Source organism: Collinsella sp. AM24-1 (assembly GCF_003470325.1).
Classification (GTDB): domain Bacteria; phylum Actinomycetota; class Coriobacteriia; order Coriobacteriales; family Coriobacteriaceae; genus Collinsella.
In genome coordinates this window covers 1-13,815 of the sequence record NZ_QRHM01000009.1, presented here as the reverse complement: position 1 = coordinate 13,815, position 13,815 = coordinate 1, and the positions used below count along the sequence as shown (strand labels likewise).

Below are 13,815 nucleotides of genomic sequence, written 5' to 3'. Positions count from 1 at the left end.
GTAGACACCATGGAAGAGGCCTATCGTCAAGCGCGCAAGCGCGGCGAACAGGGACGCCGTCGCGCCATCAGCCAAAGCGAGCATCCATATCTTACGGACCTCGACAGCTTGGTCGCCCAGCTTCCCTGCGGGCAGCGCGAGAACATCGGCCTGCGGGACATTCCGCTCGAAATGGTCGTCGGCACGGTTACCAAAGGTCGCCAGTCCGCCTTTTCGTGTAACTTTATGCCGCTGCTCCCCTGGAATACCGAATTCGCCCGCAAATGGTCCAACCTCTACGATATCCAAATCTCCGAGGGCTACCGCGACCCCATCATCGTCACCGAGTTCATGCACCGCTTTTACGTCCAAGAGGGCAACAAGCGTGTCAGCGTCCTCAAATTCCTTGACGCTCCGACGGTTTCGGCCAAGGTGACGCGTCTGTACCCCGGTAAGTGGGATTCCGTCGAGAGCCGCCTGTACGGTGAGTTTTGCGCCTTTTGGTACGTATGCCCCCTGTACGAGATTGAGTTTTCGCGCGAGGGCGGCTACGAGATGCTTGCCAAAATGCTCGGCCAAGATCTTGTCGAAAAATGGCCTCAAAAGAAGGTCGACTACCTACGTCACACCTTCCTGCTCTTTAAGCGCGCCTATCTTCGCGCGGGCGGCGACCACTTGGACATTACGCCTGCCGATGCCATGCTCGTCTACCTCAACGTCTACAACCAGGACCGTCTGCTGGATACGCCGACGGATATCGTCGTCAACCGTCTGTGCAAGATTTGGCGCGAGCTTGTCATTGCCGGCAAAAGCGACGAGGACAAAGTCGATCTTGTCGAAGCGCCGCAGCCCAACGAGAAAGAGGGCGCACCGACAAAAGCTACCTCGGGCGTGCTCAACTTCTTTATGAGCAAGACCGTCTACTCCACTGCCAATCCCATGCGAATCGCCTTTATCCACGAGTTTCCCTGTGCCACGTCGAGCTGGGACAGCCTACACGACCAGGGCCGCCGGTATCTTGATGAGCACTTTGGCGGCATCGTGCGCACCGAGGCGTTCGAGGACTGCCACGATTCGGACGTGTTCTACGCCGCCGTCGAGACAGCCGTAAAGCACGGGGCGAACGTCATCTTCTCGACCTCACACCGGCTCATGGAATACACGCTCAGGGCGTCAGTCGAGTATCCCCAGGTGCGGTTCCTTAACTGCTCAATCGGCCTTCCCCACCAAAGCGTCCGCTCGTACTTTGGAAAGATGTACGAGGCCAAGTTCCTACTGGGCGCCCTTGCCGCCAGCATGGCGGACAACCACCGCATTGGCTACCACGCGTCGGTCTTCGCCTCGGGCGCGCTCAGCGAGATCAACGCCTTTGCGATTGGCGCCTCGCTGCTCGACCCCCGCGCGCAAATTATCCTGACCTGGGGCGATGTGCCCGCCGGAGGCCTTGCCGAGGCCATGTGCCGCGAGGGCGTGAGCGTCATGACCGGCGCTGACATGTCAAAGTCGCTCGAAGACCCTACGGCCTACGGACTTCACCGCCTGGTCGATGGCAAGGTCGCCGGCATCGCCATGCCGGTATGGAACTGGGGCCGATACTACGAGCTTATCGTGCGAAGTCTGCTGCACGGCACCTGGGATGAGACCAGTGACAACAGCCAGGTTCGCGCCGTCAACTACTGGTATGGTATGAGCTCGGGCGTCATCGACATTCGCTACGCTCCGGGCCTGCCCTATCAGACGCGTAAGCTTGTTCAGCTGCTCCGCAATGGCATCGTCGAGGGCTCCATCAATCCATTTGGCGGCGAGCTCCATAGCCAAGACGGCGTGGTGCAGATCGAGGGCTTTCCCCCGCTGCCGAGCACGCAAATCGTCGAGATGGACTGGCTGGCTGACAACGTTATAGGCTCGATTCCGCAGCTCGATAACGAGCCGGAGGTCCGTGCCCTATGAATATCCTAGCCATTGCCGATGTAGAGGAGCGCTGCCTGTGGGAATGTTTTCGCAAGGAGCGCTTTGAGGACGTTGACCTGATTCTATCCGCAGGCGACCTGGATCCGGACTATCTTGAGTTTTTGGTCACTGTCATCAACAAACCGCTTGTGTACGTTCGTGGCAACCACGACGACCGCTACGCGCGCCATGCACCGGGCGGGTGCATTTGTGTTGAGGACAGCGTATATGTGTACCGAGGTATTCGCATTGCGGGTCTGGGCGGTTCCATGCGCTACCGCGACGGCGCGAACATGTATACCGAGCGCGAGATGGCAAAACGCATGCGCAAGCTATCGCGAAAAATCGCACTGGTAGACGGATGCGATATTCTACTTACCCATGCACCCGTCGCAGGCATGGGCGACCTGGACGACCTGCCGCATCGAGGGTTTGAGTGCTTTAACACAGCGCTTGAGTCCTGGGGGGCCGACTACATGGTGCACGGGCATGTGCACCAATGCTATGGTCGCGACTTTCAGCGTGAGCGCCAGCATGCATGCGGGACAACAATCATCAACGCGTGCGGCTATACGCAGTTTGAGCTGGATGAAGCGCGCTACCCCATCCGTGGCTGGCAGGCAGCCTGGCTCAACTCGCAAACCATGCGCCGCGAGCTCAAACGCCACGAAGCAATCGAGTCTTCAACCGCCAGAACCCCCTGGTAACTGCCAACAACCACCACGAAGGGGATAGGCACCTTTATGGTGGTTTTGCTGACTCGTCCGACCTGTCCATCACGGTGCTTGTGTAATTAACGAGAACACTCATTGTTTTGTAAGGACGGCGCTCACGTGCCGTCTTTTTTTGTCAACTTATGCAGTCTCGACCGTGTTGTATGTAGAGGGACCTCGCGAGACGCCTTCCCTATATCCACCACGACCAATTGGAGGTGACACTATGCCTGCACGCCGTAACCGCAATAGCACGCTCCGATGCGATGCCGATCAGATCGAGCGGGAAGCAAAGCGCTTGGTCGACACGTATTCCGACCTCATCCTTCGATTGTGCTATTCGGCCCTTGGATCCGCTGACGACGCTCAAGACATCTGCCAGGACACGCTGATCAAGATTCTCCAACGCACTCAACCGTTCGACTCGCTCGAACACGAACGTGCTTGGGTGATCCGAGTCGCACTGAACGCATGTCGCGATATCGGCCGTACGCACGCGAATCACCCGGTTGTCGACCTCGATTCGCTCCCCGATTTCTGCGCACCCGTAACACATACCGAGCAAGAATTCGCGCAACGCGACTGCGCCATTCTTTCCGCTGTCACGGCCCTGCCTCAAGCACAGCGCATCGCCATCTTTTTGCACTACTACGCAGGCATGAGCATCAGGGAAATCGCAGACGCCGTTCACGCGACGCCAGCTGCAACCGCCCAGCACCTTAGCCGCGGACGTGCGTCACTTCGGCTTTCCTTGAAAGGAGACCACAATGACTACGAATTCGAATGACTATCGCCACGCCCTGGAGCACATTTCGTTTACCGATAATGCGAAGCAGCACATGGCAAACTCGATTGCTCAGTCCGTCGCCTCGAGCGATGCGGCGACCGCTCAAAGCAACTTTAATGGCACGCGACGCAAGCCGCGCATCGCCCGCCATCCCGTAAGAACAGTCGCTCGCATTGCCGCTGTAACGGCAGTCCTCGCTATCGTCATTGGAGGCGCTGGCACGGCTATGGCAACAGGCGTCCTGCCGCTTCCTTCTGACATGCTTTCCGACATCTTTGACGGACCTGCTTCTCAAACCGAGATCATCGACCGTATTGGCCGGCCCGTCGGTGCTAGCTGCTCCAACAACGGAGTCACCGTGACCGCCGACGCCATCATGGGCGACAAGGATATGGTTACCATCGCCTATACGCTTACGTTCGACGATCCCGCTGCCCTGAAAAAGCTTTCCGAGCCGGGCGAGAACGGAACTATCGCCGGAAGTGTCGATGGAAACGTATACGTTGATGGCGAGCATGGCGGCCAAGGCCAATCATGGCTCATTGACAAGAACCCCAATGACTCCAGCATTCAATACTTTGCACAGTTCAGCGTTGAATCACCCGGCCTTATGGGCAGGACCGTCCGCACGCATATCAACTCTCTCGTTGTGCCACGTGCTGGCAAAGAGCTTCCCGAGTATAAGAAAATACTTACGGGCCCATGGGATCTTAAGTTCCAGCTGAATTACGAAGATACATCCGTTACGATTCCCGCGCCCAAATCGGTCAACTTTAACGGCACCAAGGCGACGATTCAAGAGGCCACCGTATCCTGCGTTGGCGTTTCAGTCCGCTACAACATAGATCGTTCCATCGAACACGACAACAACAGCGGCAAGATGTCTCAAAACATGGAGGAGTCTATGGATGCCGTTGGCAACATACCCCTCATCGTGACGTTCAAAGACGGTCATGTTGAGGACGCAACCAGCTACAGCGGCTATTTCGCAAATAAACTGGATAACGGCACCACTGATGTCCACAAGACCTGGCCGTTCTCGCAAGTTTGTGACACAGACAAGATTGCAAGCGTACAAATTGGCGATACGGTCATTCCCATGAATTCGTAACGCTACGCGGCTCGTATATGCACCCGGTTCCGCACTTCGCGTCTAAAGATGCGCTGTCATCGAGCAGCGTGAGCGCAAGGCCGCCCGTATGGTCGGCTGGGAACACCTCGTTGCGCTAAAAACCACCACGAAGGGGACCGGCACCTTTGTGGTGGTTTTGCTGACTCGTCCGACCTGTCCCAACGGTTTGTCTCAATCTGTAACAGGTAGGGCCCAAATAATCGGTTAGCTGTTACAGATCGAGACAGACCACGGATGCTCGGCCGAAAATCTCAATCTGTAACAGGTAGGAACGATTTTGCCCCTTAGATGTTACAGATTGAGATATTTGACAGCTTGAATCGGCATCGCCTACAGCGCGGCGACGACCTTGTCGCCCATCGTCGTGGTGCCGAGGATCTTATCTGCCGGGGTGTTGACATCGGCGATGTCACGGGTGCGCCAGCCCTCGTCGAGCACGCGCGCCACGGCGCTCTCGATCCACGCGGCTTGCTCGCCCATGTCGAGCGCGTAGGTCAGCAGCATCGCCACCGACAAGATTTGAGCCAGCGGATTGGCCACGCCGAGCCCCGCGATGTCAGGAGCGCTGCCAGCGCTCGGCCCAAACAGCGATACGCCATCATCCAGCGAGGCAGAGGCAAGCATACCGAGCGATCCGGTAATCTGAGCCGCCTCATCGGACAGGATGTCGCCGAACATGTTCTCCGTCACCACGACGTCAAAGTCTGCCGGTCGACTGATGAGCTGCATGGCGGCGTTGTCGACGAGCAGGTCCTCAAGCTCCACGTCGGAGTACTCCTCGTCTTGCACGCGATGCACGATCTCGCGCCACATGCGGCTCGTCTCCAGCACGTTGCGCTTATCAACGCTCGTCACCTTGCCGCGACGTTTGCGCGCCGCCTCAAATGCCTGGCGCGCAATGCGCTCAATCTCGTACTCGCGATACTCCATCACGTCGACCGCACGCTGACCGGCCGCACCCGCAGCGCCCGCGCAGGTCACGGATGCGGGCGCCAAAGTCCCACGGCATGTTGTAGCCCATCGTATCGGGGATGTTCACGACCGTGGCACCGGCCTTTACGGCCGCCTCGATAATGCGCACCAGAAACTCCTGATCGGAGCGGCCGGCATCCTCGGCATAAAACTCAACATCGTCAACGAACTTGCGAGCATGTTTGACGGCATGGATCGCTCACTCAATTGCCCTTTCCTCAGTCATATGGAGCTTGTCGCGCAGGTGACTGGTGCTCACACCCAGCCCTGTATGGATACGGGGCCTCTGGGCCGTTTTGAGCGCCTCTGCAGCCACTTCGATATCCCTGTCGACAGCGCGCGTCAGGCCGCATACCGTGCATCGGTCGCCCGCAATCTTGCCAATCTCCTGTACGGAGCGAAAGTCACCAGGACTCGAGATGGGAAAGCCCGCCTCGATAACGTCCACGTTCATGCGCACCAGCTGGCGGGCGATGAAGAGCTTTTCCTCGGTATTCATGCTGGCGCCCGGCGACTGCTCACCGTCGCACAGGGTGGCGTCAAAGATTGTGATTTTGCGGCTTATATGTTCCTCCTGATTGACCGTTTTATGACAGATGGCTTTCAGGAGAGAGAGAAGGCCTAGAGATAGAAAAATACCCATGTCGCTCATCACGCCTGAAAGCGGCAGACGATAGCGCACCCGGGTACAACAAATCGTTATAGCGAGATTACAACCCTAGCGCGCTATCCAATCTAGTAGCGCTAGGCCTAGGAGCTGTTGCGTGTTCTTAAACATGTTGGGCTCCCTTCGGCCTCGGGTAGAACTACATCGCGCTAAAGTACAACACAAGTAAAACCACCACAAGGGTGTCTGTCCCCTTCGTGGTGGTTTCGTTGACTCAAAAGCAAGAAACCCCGTCCCGCGCGAGGCAGAACCGGGTTTCTTTAGCAATGCTTGCTTTGTTCAGGCAGTAACTAGCAGTTACTCAGCCAGGAAGTCACGCTGGACAGCGGGATCGACCTTGACGCCAGGGCCCATGGTGGAAGACACGGAGATGGACTTGACGTACTTGCCCTTAGCAGAAGAGGGCTTGACACGCAGGATCTCGGTGTACAGGGCGGCGTAGTTCTCGACGAGCTGCTGCTCAGAGAAGGACTTCTTGCCCAGGGGCACGTGGCAGATGCCGTAACGGTCGGCACGATACTCAACGCGGCCGGCCTTGAGCTCGGAGACCATCTTGGCGACGTCCATGGTCACGGTGCCGAGCTTGGGGTTCGGCATGAGGCCACGGGGACCAAGAATCTTACCGATGCGGCCAACCTTGGCCATCATGTTCGGCGTGGCGATAGCGGCGTCGAAATTGATCTCGCCCTTCTGGATCTGGGCGACGAGCTCGTCGGAACCGATGATGTCGGCGCCGGCAGCCTCGGCCTCGCGGGCCTTCTCGCCCTCGGCGAAGACGGCAACACGAACGGTCTTGCCGGTGCCGTGGGGCAGGGAGATGGAACCACGGATGTTCTGGTCAGCCTTACGAGTATCGATGCCCAGACGGAAGTGGGCCTCGACGGTCTCGTCGAACTTGGCGGTATCAAGCTCCTTGATGAGCTTGGCAGCCTGAAGGGGGGTGTAGAGCGTGGCGCGGTCGATCTTCTCGGCAGCGGCGTTATAGCTCTTACCATGCTTAGCCATGTGCATTACCTCCTGTGGTTAAACGGGCGTGAGCCCTCCCACATCGTATCGTGTGCCCTATTGCACACATATAACGGGCGCCCCGGTCGGAGCACCCGTCATTACCTAAAGAAATCGCTACTCAGCGATGGTGACGCCCATGGAGCGGGCGGTACCGGCGATGATCTTCTTGGCGGCATCAATGTCGTTGGCATTGAGGTCCGGCATCTTGATCTCGGCGATCTTGGTGAGCTGCTCCTGGGAGAGCTGACCAACCTTGTCGGCCTGGGGCTTAGCGGAACCAGACTTAAGGTTCAGCTCCTTCTTGATGAGGTGAGCCGCCGGCGGGGTCTTGGTGATGAAGGAGAAGGACTTATCCTCGTAGACAGAGATCTCAACGGGGATGATGTCGCCCTTCTTGTCCTGCGTCTCGGCGTTAAAGGCCTGGCAGAACTGCATGATGTTCACGCCAGCAGCGCCCAGGGCGGGACCGACGGGAGGAGCGGGGTTAGCTGCTCCAGCAGGAATCTGGAGCTTAATGACGTTGGCAACCTTCTTCTCAGCCATGGTCATTCCTTTCGAATCACGAGTGTGAAGTACTTGCTATATCGTAAGCACGCACGTGTTAGAAGCACTCCTGAGATGAGCAGTCACAGAAGAAGCACGCTCGCGCGAACGGACGAAAACTTAAGCGATGACAGCGACCTGGTTAAAGTCGAGCTCGACCGGCGTCTCGCGGCCAAAGATCATCAGCGTGACCTTGAGCTTGCCAGCCTCGGTGTTAACCTCGGAGACCTTGCCATCAAAGTCGGTAAGCGGGCCATCGGTGACGCGGACGGACGTGCCGACCTCAATATCAACCGAGGTGCGCTTGGGCGAATCGCCCTTACCGGGACGACGAGTCATCTTGTTGTACTCGTCGCGAGAAAGCGGAGCGGGCTTGCCGTTGCCGCCCAGGAAACCGGTGACGCCAGGCGTGTTACGAACGCACGTCCAAGCATCGTCATCCATCTCCATGCGGACCAGGACATAACCCGGGAAAATCTTGGAATCCTTGGTCTCACGCTTGCCACCCTCTTTAATCTCGGTGACGCGCTCCATAGGAATCTCGATATCAAAGATACGGTCCTGCATGCCCATAGTCTCGATGCGATGCTCGAGATCGGACTTAACACGGTTCTCGTATCCAGAGTAAGTGTGAACGACGTACCAACGCTTAGACATGGTTTAGCCCCTCAATCCAGAGAACAGAGCAAGAGCCTCGCCAAAGCCAGCATCGAGCAGAGCGATGACGACGCCGACGACGATCAGAGAAGCGCAAACGACGACCGAGTAGTTCACGAGCTCCTTCTTATCGGGCCACGTGACACGCTTCATCTCGGACTTGACCGAAGCGAAATACTTCTTGGTGCGGGCGAAGAAACCAGGCTTCTCGTTCTTCTTGGACTTCGCAGCCTTCTCGTTCTTCTTGGCAACGGCCTTCTTGGCCTCAACCTTGGAGTTGGCGGCAGCGTTGTTGGCAGGTGCCGGCTGCTGAGCCTTCTTCTTGTTCTTCTTGTTGGCCATTTGGGTTACCTCCGCGCAATGCGCTTATACATGAGTAAACCGTAAGCCCCCAATTGGGAGCTTACGGAATAATGACTGGCACGCCAGGAAGGACTCGAACCCTCAACACTCGGTTTTGGAGACCGATGCTCTACCAATTGAACTACTGGCGTATGTGACTAGAGACTAGCGAGTCTCTTTGTGCAGCGTGTGGTGACGGCACCAGGGGCAATACTTCTTGATCTCCATACGATCAGGCATGGTCGACTTGTTCTTGGTGGTCGTATAGTTGCGGCGCTTGCACTCAGTGCACGCAAGAGTAACTAGAGTACGCATGTATCCTGAACCTTTCATTTCCGCCCCGTACGGGCACGAGTTGTTACTTTATCAGCTCCACGTAAGTGCTGTCAATGAAAACCTCGAGTCAATTGGTTCTCGGTGGATCCATTCATATTTGGAACACATCAATGAAGCCATCGAGAGCTAATCGACGGTGCATCCAGGACCATTATCAATCCTCTCGACACCAGCAACGGCTCAATATCCATCGCAGAAAAGAACCCGGCACCCATATAAGTGCCGGGTTCTCTAAGTCAGCTATATCAAAGAGCTAATTTACTCAATGATCGTGGAGACGATGCCCGAACCGACGGTGTGGCCACCCTCGCGGATAGCGAAGCGCAGGCCCTCCTCCATGGCGATCGGGTGGATGAGGTCGCCCTCGATGGTGATGTGGTCACCAGGCATAGCCATCTCGGTGCCCTCGGGGAGCTTGACCGTACCGGTAACGTCGGTGGTACGGAAGTAGAACTGAGGACGATAACCATCGAAGAACGGGGTGTGACGGCCGCCCTCCTCCTTGGTCAGAACGTAGATCTCGCCGGTGAACTTGGTGTGCGGGGTAACCGAACCGGGCTTGCAGAGAACCTGGCCGCGCTCGATGTCCTCGCGCTTGATGCCGCGGAGCAGCAGACCGACGTTGTCGCCAGCCTCGCAGAAGTCCATGGACTTACGGAACATCTCGATACCGGTAACAACGGTGTTCTGGGTATCCTTGATGCCGACGATCTCGACGGGCTCGTTGAGCTTGAGCTCACCGCGCTCGACACGGCCGGTAGCAACGGTACCACGGCCGGAGATGGTCATAACGTCCTCAACGGCCATCAGGAACGGGAGGTCGTTGTTACGAGCAGGCGTCGGGATGTACTCGTCGACAGCGTTCATGAGCTCGCGAATGGCGTCCATCCACTTGGCGTCGCCCTCGAGAGCGCCCAGAGCGGAACCACGGATGACGGGGATGTCGTCGCCGGGGAAATCGTACTCGGAGAGAAGCTCACGGGTCTCCATCTCGACGAGGTCGATGAGCTCGTCATCGTCAACCATGTCGCACTTGTTCAGGAAGACGACGATGTAGGGAACGCCGACCTGACGGGCGAGCAGGATGTGCTCGCGAGTCTGAGCCATGGGGCCGTCGGTAGCGGCGATGACCAGGATAGCGCCGTCCATCTGAGCAGCACCGGAAATCATGTTCTTGACGTAGTCAGCGTGGCCCGGGCAGTCAACGTGAGCGTAGTGACGGGCAGCAGTCTCGTACTCGACGTGGGAGACGGAGATCGTAATGCCGCGCTCGCGCTCCTCGGGAGCCTTGTCGATGTTCTCGAACGCAGTGAAGTCAGCCTTGCAGCCCTCGGTCTCGGAGAGAACCTTGGTGATGGCAGCGGTCAGCGTGGTCTTGCCGTGGTCGACGTGACCAATGGTGCCGATGTTAACATGCGGCTTAGTGCGCTCAAACTTCTCTTTGGCCATAAAGCCCTCCTCTTAACAGGTCGTCCCCGGACGGGACTTTGCCTTTATACCATAGTGGCCTCTCAACATACTATTGAGAAGCCACCGTGTTACCTATGGTAGCGGTGACTGGATTCGAACCAGTGACGCCACGGGTATGAACCGTGTGCTCTAACCAACTGAGCTACACCGCCGGATGGAGCCTGCAACCAGACTTGAACTGGTGACCTCTTCGTTACCAACGAAGTGCTCTACCGACTGAGCTATACAGGCACTTGACGGGTGGGAGCTATAGGATTCGAACCTATGTAGGCAGAGCCAACGGGTTTACAGCCCGTCCCCATTAACCACTCGGGCAAACTCCCAATCGTTCAAGTATCCGCAGGTTCTTTGGTCTTTTGGACCGCCGCCCCCGCGAACGAAAAAGATAATACGATGCAACCTTGGGGGCTGTCAACGAAAACCTCTAGATACACGGTTCCGGGCGTATCTATATACCTTTGACCTGCGGTTTTGTTGAGTTTAGATATGAAGGACGGTGGATTTACATGTAGCGGTGACATTTCCCGAGGGAACACTTTGTCACGGTGGAGTGAGCCTACAGGATATTACTTCGGTAACGACTCATTTGCACCTATATATAGGTCGAGATCGGGCTTCCGCGGCAGATTCGGGTGTGGATGGTTAAGGCCGGTCCGGCCTTTGTCTCGATCTGTAACATCTAGAGAACATTTTCTCCCCTATCTGTTACAGATTGAGATATTACGCAGAGACCCCAGCTCGCGTCTCATCCTGTAACAGTAAGAACGGTTTTCCGCCCCTTCGTGTTACAGATGGAGACATTTCTCAGCTAACCCGACTCTATATCTCAATCTGTAACATCTACGCCAGTATTCTGCTTCTACCTGTTACAGATTGAGACAAATGGGCAGGGCCCATTCTTTCATCTCGATCCGTAACAGGTGGGAGCGAATTGGTCGCCTTGGTGTTACAGATGTAGATGAACCAAAGACGGGATGGACGACTAGTCCGAAGGCGCATCGACCTAAAAGAAACAGGCCCGAGCCTTGAACATACCGAACTTGAGTCTCGAATCGACGACTGGCAGACCGCTGCGCAGGCAAACAAATTCCCGAGCGATAAGATTCACCAGCGACGCCATTTTGATTTGACCGGCAGCAGATCTTCAACGAACCGACCGGTCCATTCATTTGGCTCCAATCCGCGAATCTCGAAGATAGCCTCGAAATCCTCCTTGCTGAGACGATGGCCAAAACGTGTATTCAACCACATCTCGGATTCTGCCCGCCAGTTTTTTTCGCGAGCCGGAGTCATCGAGCGAACAATCTGGGAAGACACGTCGGCCCACTCTCCATCGTCATCCTCATATCGCTCTCTACCGAGAATGCTTTCGACCTGGGGGTCGAGCATGCCGAAGAGACTCGAAATGTCACGTCGCCCGCTCGGCCGCTTGACGGGAACAGGGATAACATCCTCGGCAAAAAGCTCATCAAGCGGAATATCGACCCCATCCCAGCCGAGACCGATAAAAGGGCGCTTCGAGATATCATCTGGGTCCGAGAAGCGGATATGCAGGCACTCAGTCTCGAGGACCCAATTGCCCACCAAGACAAGCTTCCCGTAATGTGGCATCGGAGAATCCAGCCACGCCACCGCGTAACGTCGTTCTTCGGTCGACGGAAACTGATCGATATCGATAATTGTCGGCATCTCAACGCCCCAATCAGAAAGCAACTGGAATCTGGGGCTACTCCGTTCCCTGGATCACGGTCAGCAAATCCTCATAGCTGTGCACCACGTCATAACGCACGTCCTCGTCCGAGAACTCATTGAAGAGCTTGCGGGCGCAGGCGATCTTTCCGCGCTCGATATCGCGCAGCGTGAGGCTGTCCATGCTGCCCTTGGTCTCCGCGACGAAGAACACGTGGCGCACGCTCCCCTTCTCGAACGCGATGGCCCAGTCGGGCGCGTAGTTGCCCACCGGCGTCGGAATCTTGAAAGACCGTGGGAGCTTGGCGTAGACCGCGACCTTGCCCTCTGCAGAGTCGAGATCTCGTGCGAAATCGCGCTCACCCTCGGAATCCCAGAACACGTAGTCCTGGATGCAGCGGCTCGTCTCCAGCGCACGGCCGACGTTCTCGGGCATGCGCTCGGCAAAGATGGTGGAATCGTACCGCTCGTCAAGCTTGTGGTACGCAATGTGGTCGACCACCATCGTCGCCTTCTCGGCAAGGATGCAACGGGAGACCTTGGCGATAAACTCCTCGGGGTTATCGCGGAACATGCGGAACTTGACGGGGGCGATGCCCTTCAGGATCGCCGCTGCGCTTCTGCGCGTAATGCGCGCAGCGGTCGCGACTTCGCCCAGCAGGTCGTACGTCACGCCAGAGGCGTCCTCGCCCACCTCGTAGTCGCGCCTCGTGGTATCGCCGAACGATTCGCCGCGCTCAAGATTCTCCCGCGTCTGGGTCGAGCGCTGCGCGGCGGTCGTCATGACGTAGGACGCCTTGGCCACAAACAGTTCGCGGTTAATGCGGTCGATCGCCTTGGCGCGCAACTCCTCATCATCGAAATCGACGGTGTAGGAATGTTTGGAGTTGATCTTGTTCCACAGCTCCTGGAACTCCGCCCGCGCGAAGTTGGCGTTGAGCGGGTTTTCGCGAACCTTGGGCTCGTTGCCGTTACGGATGTAGTCGTCGAGCGCATGCTCGTCGTAGACGCTCATCACCAGCGCTTCGATATCCTTGCGATAGGCATAGAGATGCTCGGGCAAGTCGTCATCGGTAACGGACGTGAGCCCCGATTCCTTGAACTTTTGCGTGGGCACGCCCTCGCGATCGATGAGGCCGTGCTGTACGAGCGCGAAGTAGACATCGTGCGCGTCTTCCTGCGTGAGCGCATAAGTCTTCTCCTCGTCCGCCTGAACGGCAAAGCCCTTGAGGAACTCCTCCGTGACCGCCTTGGGACGCTCACGCAGGGCATCGTTGATGTCCTTCTGCAGGGACTTCGTGAAGTCGCTGTAGCTCTCGCTGGCGATGACGGTGAGCGTGTTGACGCGCTGCACCTCCTGCTCGCCCAGCGCCTCCAGGTCCTGTCGCTCGCCCTCCCGGTTCACGCACAGGCGCAGGCCGCGGCCCACCTCCTGGCGCTTACCGGTCTCGGAGTCGGAATGCTTGAGCGTGCAAATCTGGAACACGTTGGGGTTGTCCCAGCCCTCGCGCAGGGCGGAGTGGCTAAAGATAAGGCTCTGTTAGACCAGGATTGACATTCCGCCCCGTCA

Annotated in this window: 13 protein-coding genes, 4 tRNA genes and 1 pseudogene; 4 read left to right on the top strand and 14 right to left on the bottom strand. The window is 57.2% G+C overall.

All coding sequences use genetic code 11. The features are described from left to right. Window positions 1-9: 9 nt before the first annotated feature. The 4 genes from DW661_RS04875 to DW661_RS04860 all read left to right on the top strand — a co-directional run bounded on the left by DW661_RS04875 (window position 10) and on the right by DW661_RS04860 (window position 4,540). Window positions 10-1,929 (top strand): BMP family ABC transporter substrate-binding protein, encoded by a 1,920-nt coding sequence (locus tag DW661_RS04875; RefSeq protein ID WP_117583097.1) that lies wholly within the window; start codon window positions 10-12, stop codon window positions 1,927-1,929. After that, window positions 1,926-2,636, top strand: coding sequence for a metallophosphoesterase (locus DW661_RS04870; protein ID WP_117583098.1), 711 nt, complete (start codon window positions 1,926-1,928; stop codon window positions 2,634-2,636). The genes DW661_RS04875 and DW661_RS04870 overlap by 4 nt, the downstream gene beginning before the upstream one ends. A 232-nt stretch (window positions 2,637-2,868) precedes the next feature. After that, entirely contained in the window at window positions 2,869-3,429 is a 561-nt protein-coding gene (locus tag DW661_RS04865) for an RNA polymerase sigma factor (protein WP_117583099.1), read from the top strand. Beyond that, entirely contained in the window at window positions 3,410-4,540 is a 1,131-nt protein-coding gene (locus DW661_RS04860; protein WP_117583100.1) for a DUF4179 domain-containing protein, read from the top strand. The genes DW661_RS04865 and DW661_RS04860 overlap by 20 nt, the downstream gene beginning before the upstream one ends. Before the next feature lie 351 nt (window positions 4,541-4,891). Here the strand turns inward: DW661_RS04860 and DW661_RS04855 are convergent, their stop codons facing one another. The 14 genes and pseudogenes from DW661_RS04855 to DW661_RS04790 all read right to left on the bottom strand — a co-directional run bounded on the left by DW661_RS04855 (window position 4,892) and on the right by DW661_RS04790 (window position 13,731). Then, entirely contained in the window at window positions 4,892-5,557 is a 666-nt protein-coding gene (locus DW661_RS04855) for an isocitrate/isopropylmalate family dehydrogenase (RefSeq protein WP_226790685.1), read from the bottom strand. After that, a pseudogene (locus tag DW661_RS04850) lies at window positions 5,466-6,032 on the bottom strand (hypothetical protein). Before DW661_RS04850 ends, DW661_RS04855 begins: the two are co-directional and overlap by 92 nt. Before the next feature lie 465 nt (window positions 6,033-6,497). After that, the gene (rplA, locus tag DW661_RS04845) at window positions 6,498-7,205 is read right to left on the bottom strand and encodes a 50S ribosomal protein L1 (protein ID WP_022093892.1); all 708 of its coding nucleotides are present in this window, start codon (window positions 7,203-7,205) and stop codon (window positions 6,498-6,500) included. A 117-nt stretch (window positions 7,206-7,322) separates the two neighbouring features. Further along, a complete protein-coding gene (rplK, locus tag DW661_RS04840; protein WP_022093893.1) occupies window positions 7,323-7,751 on the bottom strand; it encodes a 50S ribosomal protein L11 in 429 nt (142 codons plus the stop codon). Between the two features lie 120 nt (window positions 7,752-7,871). After that, entirely contained in the window at window positions 7,872-8,408 is a 537-nt protein-coding gene (gene nusG, locus DW661_RS04835) for a transcription termination/antitermination protein NusG (protein WP_099432095.1), read from the bottom strand. Window positions 8,409-8,411: 3 nt separating this feature from the next. Continuing rightward, window positions 8,412-8,750: a preprotein translocase subunit SecE gene (gene secE, locus DW661_RS04830; RefSeq protein ID WP_117583102.1), complete on the bottom strand. Its 339-nt coding sequence runs from the start codon at window positions 8,748-8,750 to the stop codon at window positions 8,412-8,414. Between the two features lie 76 nt (window positions 8,751-8,826). Further along, a tRNA-Trp gene (locus DW661_RS04825) sits at window positions 8,827-8,902 on the bottom strand. Between the two features lie 13 nt (window positions 8,903-8,915). Beyond that, complete coding sequence (gene rpmG, locus DW661_RS04820; protein WP_022093895.1) at window positions 8,916-9,065, bottom strand: 50S ribosomal protein L33; 150 nt, start codon at window positions 9,063-9,065, stop codon at window positions 8,916-8,918. Between the two features lie 279 nt (window positions 9,066-9,344). Next, on the bottom strand, window positions 9,345-10,535 hold the full coding sequence (gene tuf / locus DW661_RS04815; RefSeq protein ID WP_117563790.1) for an elongation factor Tu: 1,191 nt from the start codon (window positions 10,533-10,535) through the stop codon (window positions 9,345-9,347). Between the two features lie 96 nt (window positions 10,536-10,631). After that, window positions 10,632-10,708, bottom strand: a tRNA-Met gene (locus tag DW661_RS04810). Window positions 10,709-10,711: 3 nt separating this feature from the next. Then, window positions 10,712-10,787, bottom strand: a tRNA-Thr gene (locus DW661_RS04805). A 10-nt stretch (window positions 10,788-10,797) separates the two neighbouring features. Further along, window positions 10,798-10,879 (bottom strand) — tRNA-Tyr (locus DW661_RS04800). A gap of 781 nt (window positions 10,880-11,660) precedes the next feature. Beyond that, on the bottom strand, window positions 11,661-12,245 hold the full coding sequence (locus tag DW661_RS04795; RefSeq protein ID WP_117583103.1) for a hypothetical protein: 585 nt from the start codon (window positions 12,243-12,245) through the stop codon (window positions 11,661-11,663). 37 nt (window positions 12,246-12,282) lie between these two features. After that, on the bottom strand, window positions 12,283-13,731 hold the full coding sequence (locus DW661_RS04790; RefSeq protein ID WP_118934830.1) for a hypothetical protein: 1,449 nt from the start codon (window positions 13,729-13,731) through the stop codon (window positions 12,283-12,285). Window positions 13,732-13,815 lie beyond the last annotated feature (84 nt).

Excerpts from the sequence above, each read along its gene's own strand:
- rplA (WP_022093892.1), bottom strand. The coding sequence starts at position 7,205 with ATGGCTAAGCATGGTAAGAGCTATAACGCCGCTGCCGAGAAGATCGAC.
- DW661_RS04795 (WP_117583103.1), bottom strand. The coding sequence starts at position 12,245 with ATGCCGACAATTATCGATATCGATCAGTTTCCGTCGACCGAAGAACGA.
- DW661_RS04865 (WP_117583099.1), top strand. The coding sequence starts at position 2,869 with ATGCCTGCACGCCGTAACCGCAATAGCACGCTCCGATGCGATGCCGAT.
- DW661_RS04870 (WP_117583098.1), top strand. The coding sequence starts at position 1,926 with ATGAATATCCTAGCCATTGCCGATGTAGAGGAGCGCTGCCTGTGGGAA.
- DW661_RS04875 (WP_117583097.1), top strand. The coding sequence starts at position 10 with ATGGAAGAGGCCTATCGTCAAGCGCGCAAGCGCGGCGAACAGGGACGC.
- tuf (WP_117563790.1), bottom strand. The coding sequence starts at position 10,535 with ATGGCCAAAGAGAAGTTTGAGCGCACTAAGCCGCATGTTAACATCGGC.
- DW661_RS04860 (WP_117583100.1), top strand. The coding sequence starts at position 3,410 with ATGACTACGAATTCGAATGACTATCGCCACGCCCTGGAGCACATTTCG.
- rpmG (WP_022093895.1), bottom strand. The coding sequence starts at position 9,065 with ATGCGTACTCTAGTTACTCTTGCGTGCACTGAGTGCAAGCGCCGCAAC.
- nusG (WP_099432095.1), bottom strand. The coding sequence starts at position 8,408 with ATGTCTAAGCGTTGGTACGTCGTTCACACTTACTCTGGATACGAGAAC.
- rplK (WP_022093893.1), bottom strand. The coding sequence starts at position 7,751 with ATGGCTGAGAAGAAGGTTGCCAACGTCATTAAGCTCCAGATTCCTGCT.
- secE (WP_117583102.1), bottom strand. The coding sequence starts at position 8,750 with ATGGCCAACAAGAAGAACAAGAAGAAGGCTCAGCAGCCGGCACCTGCC.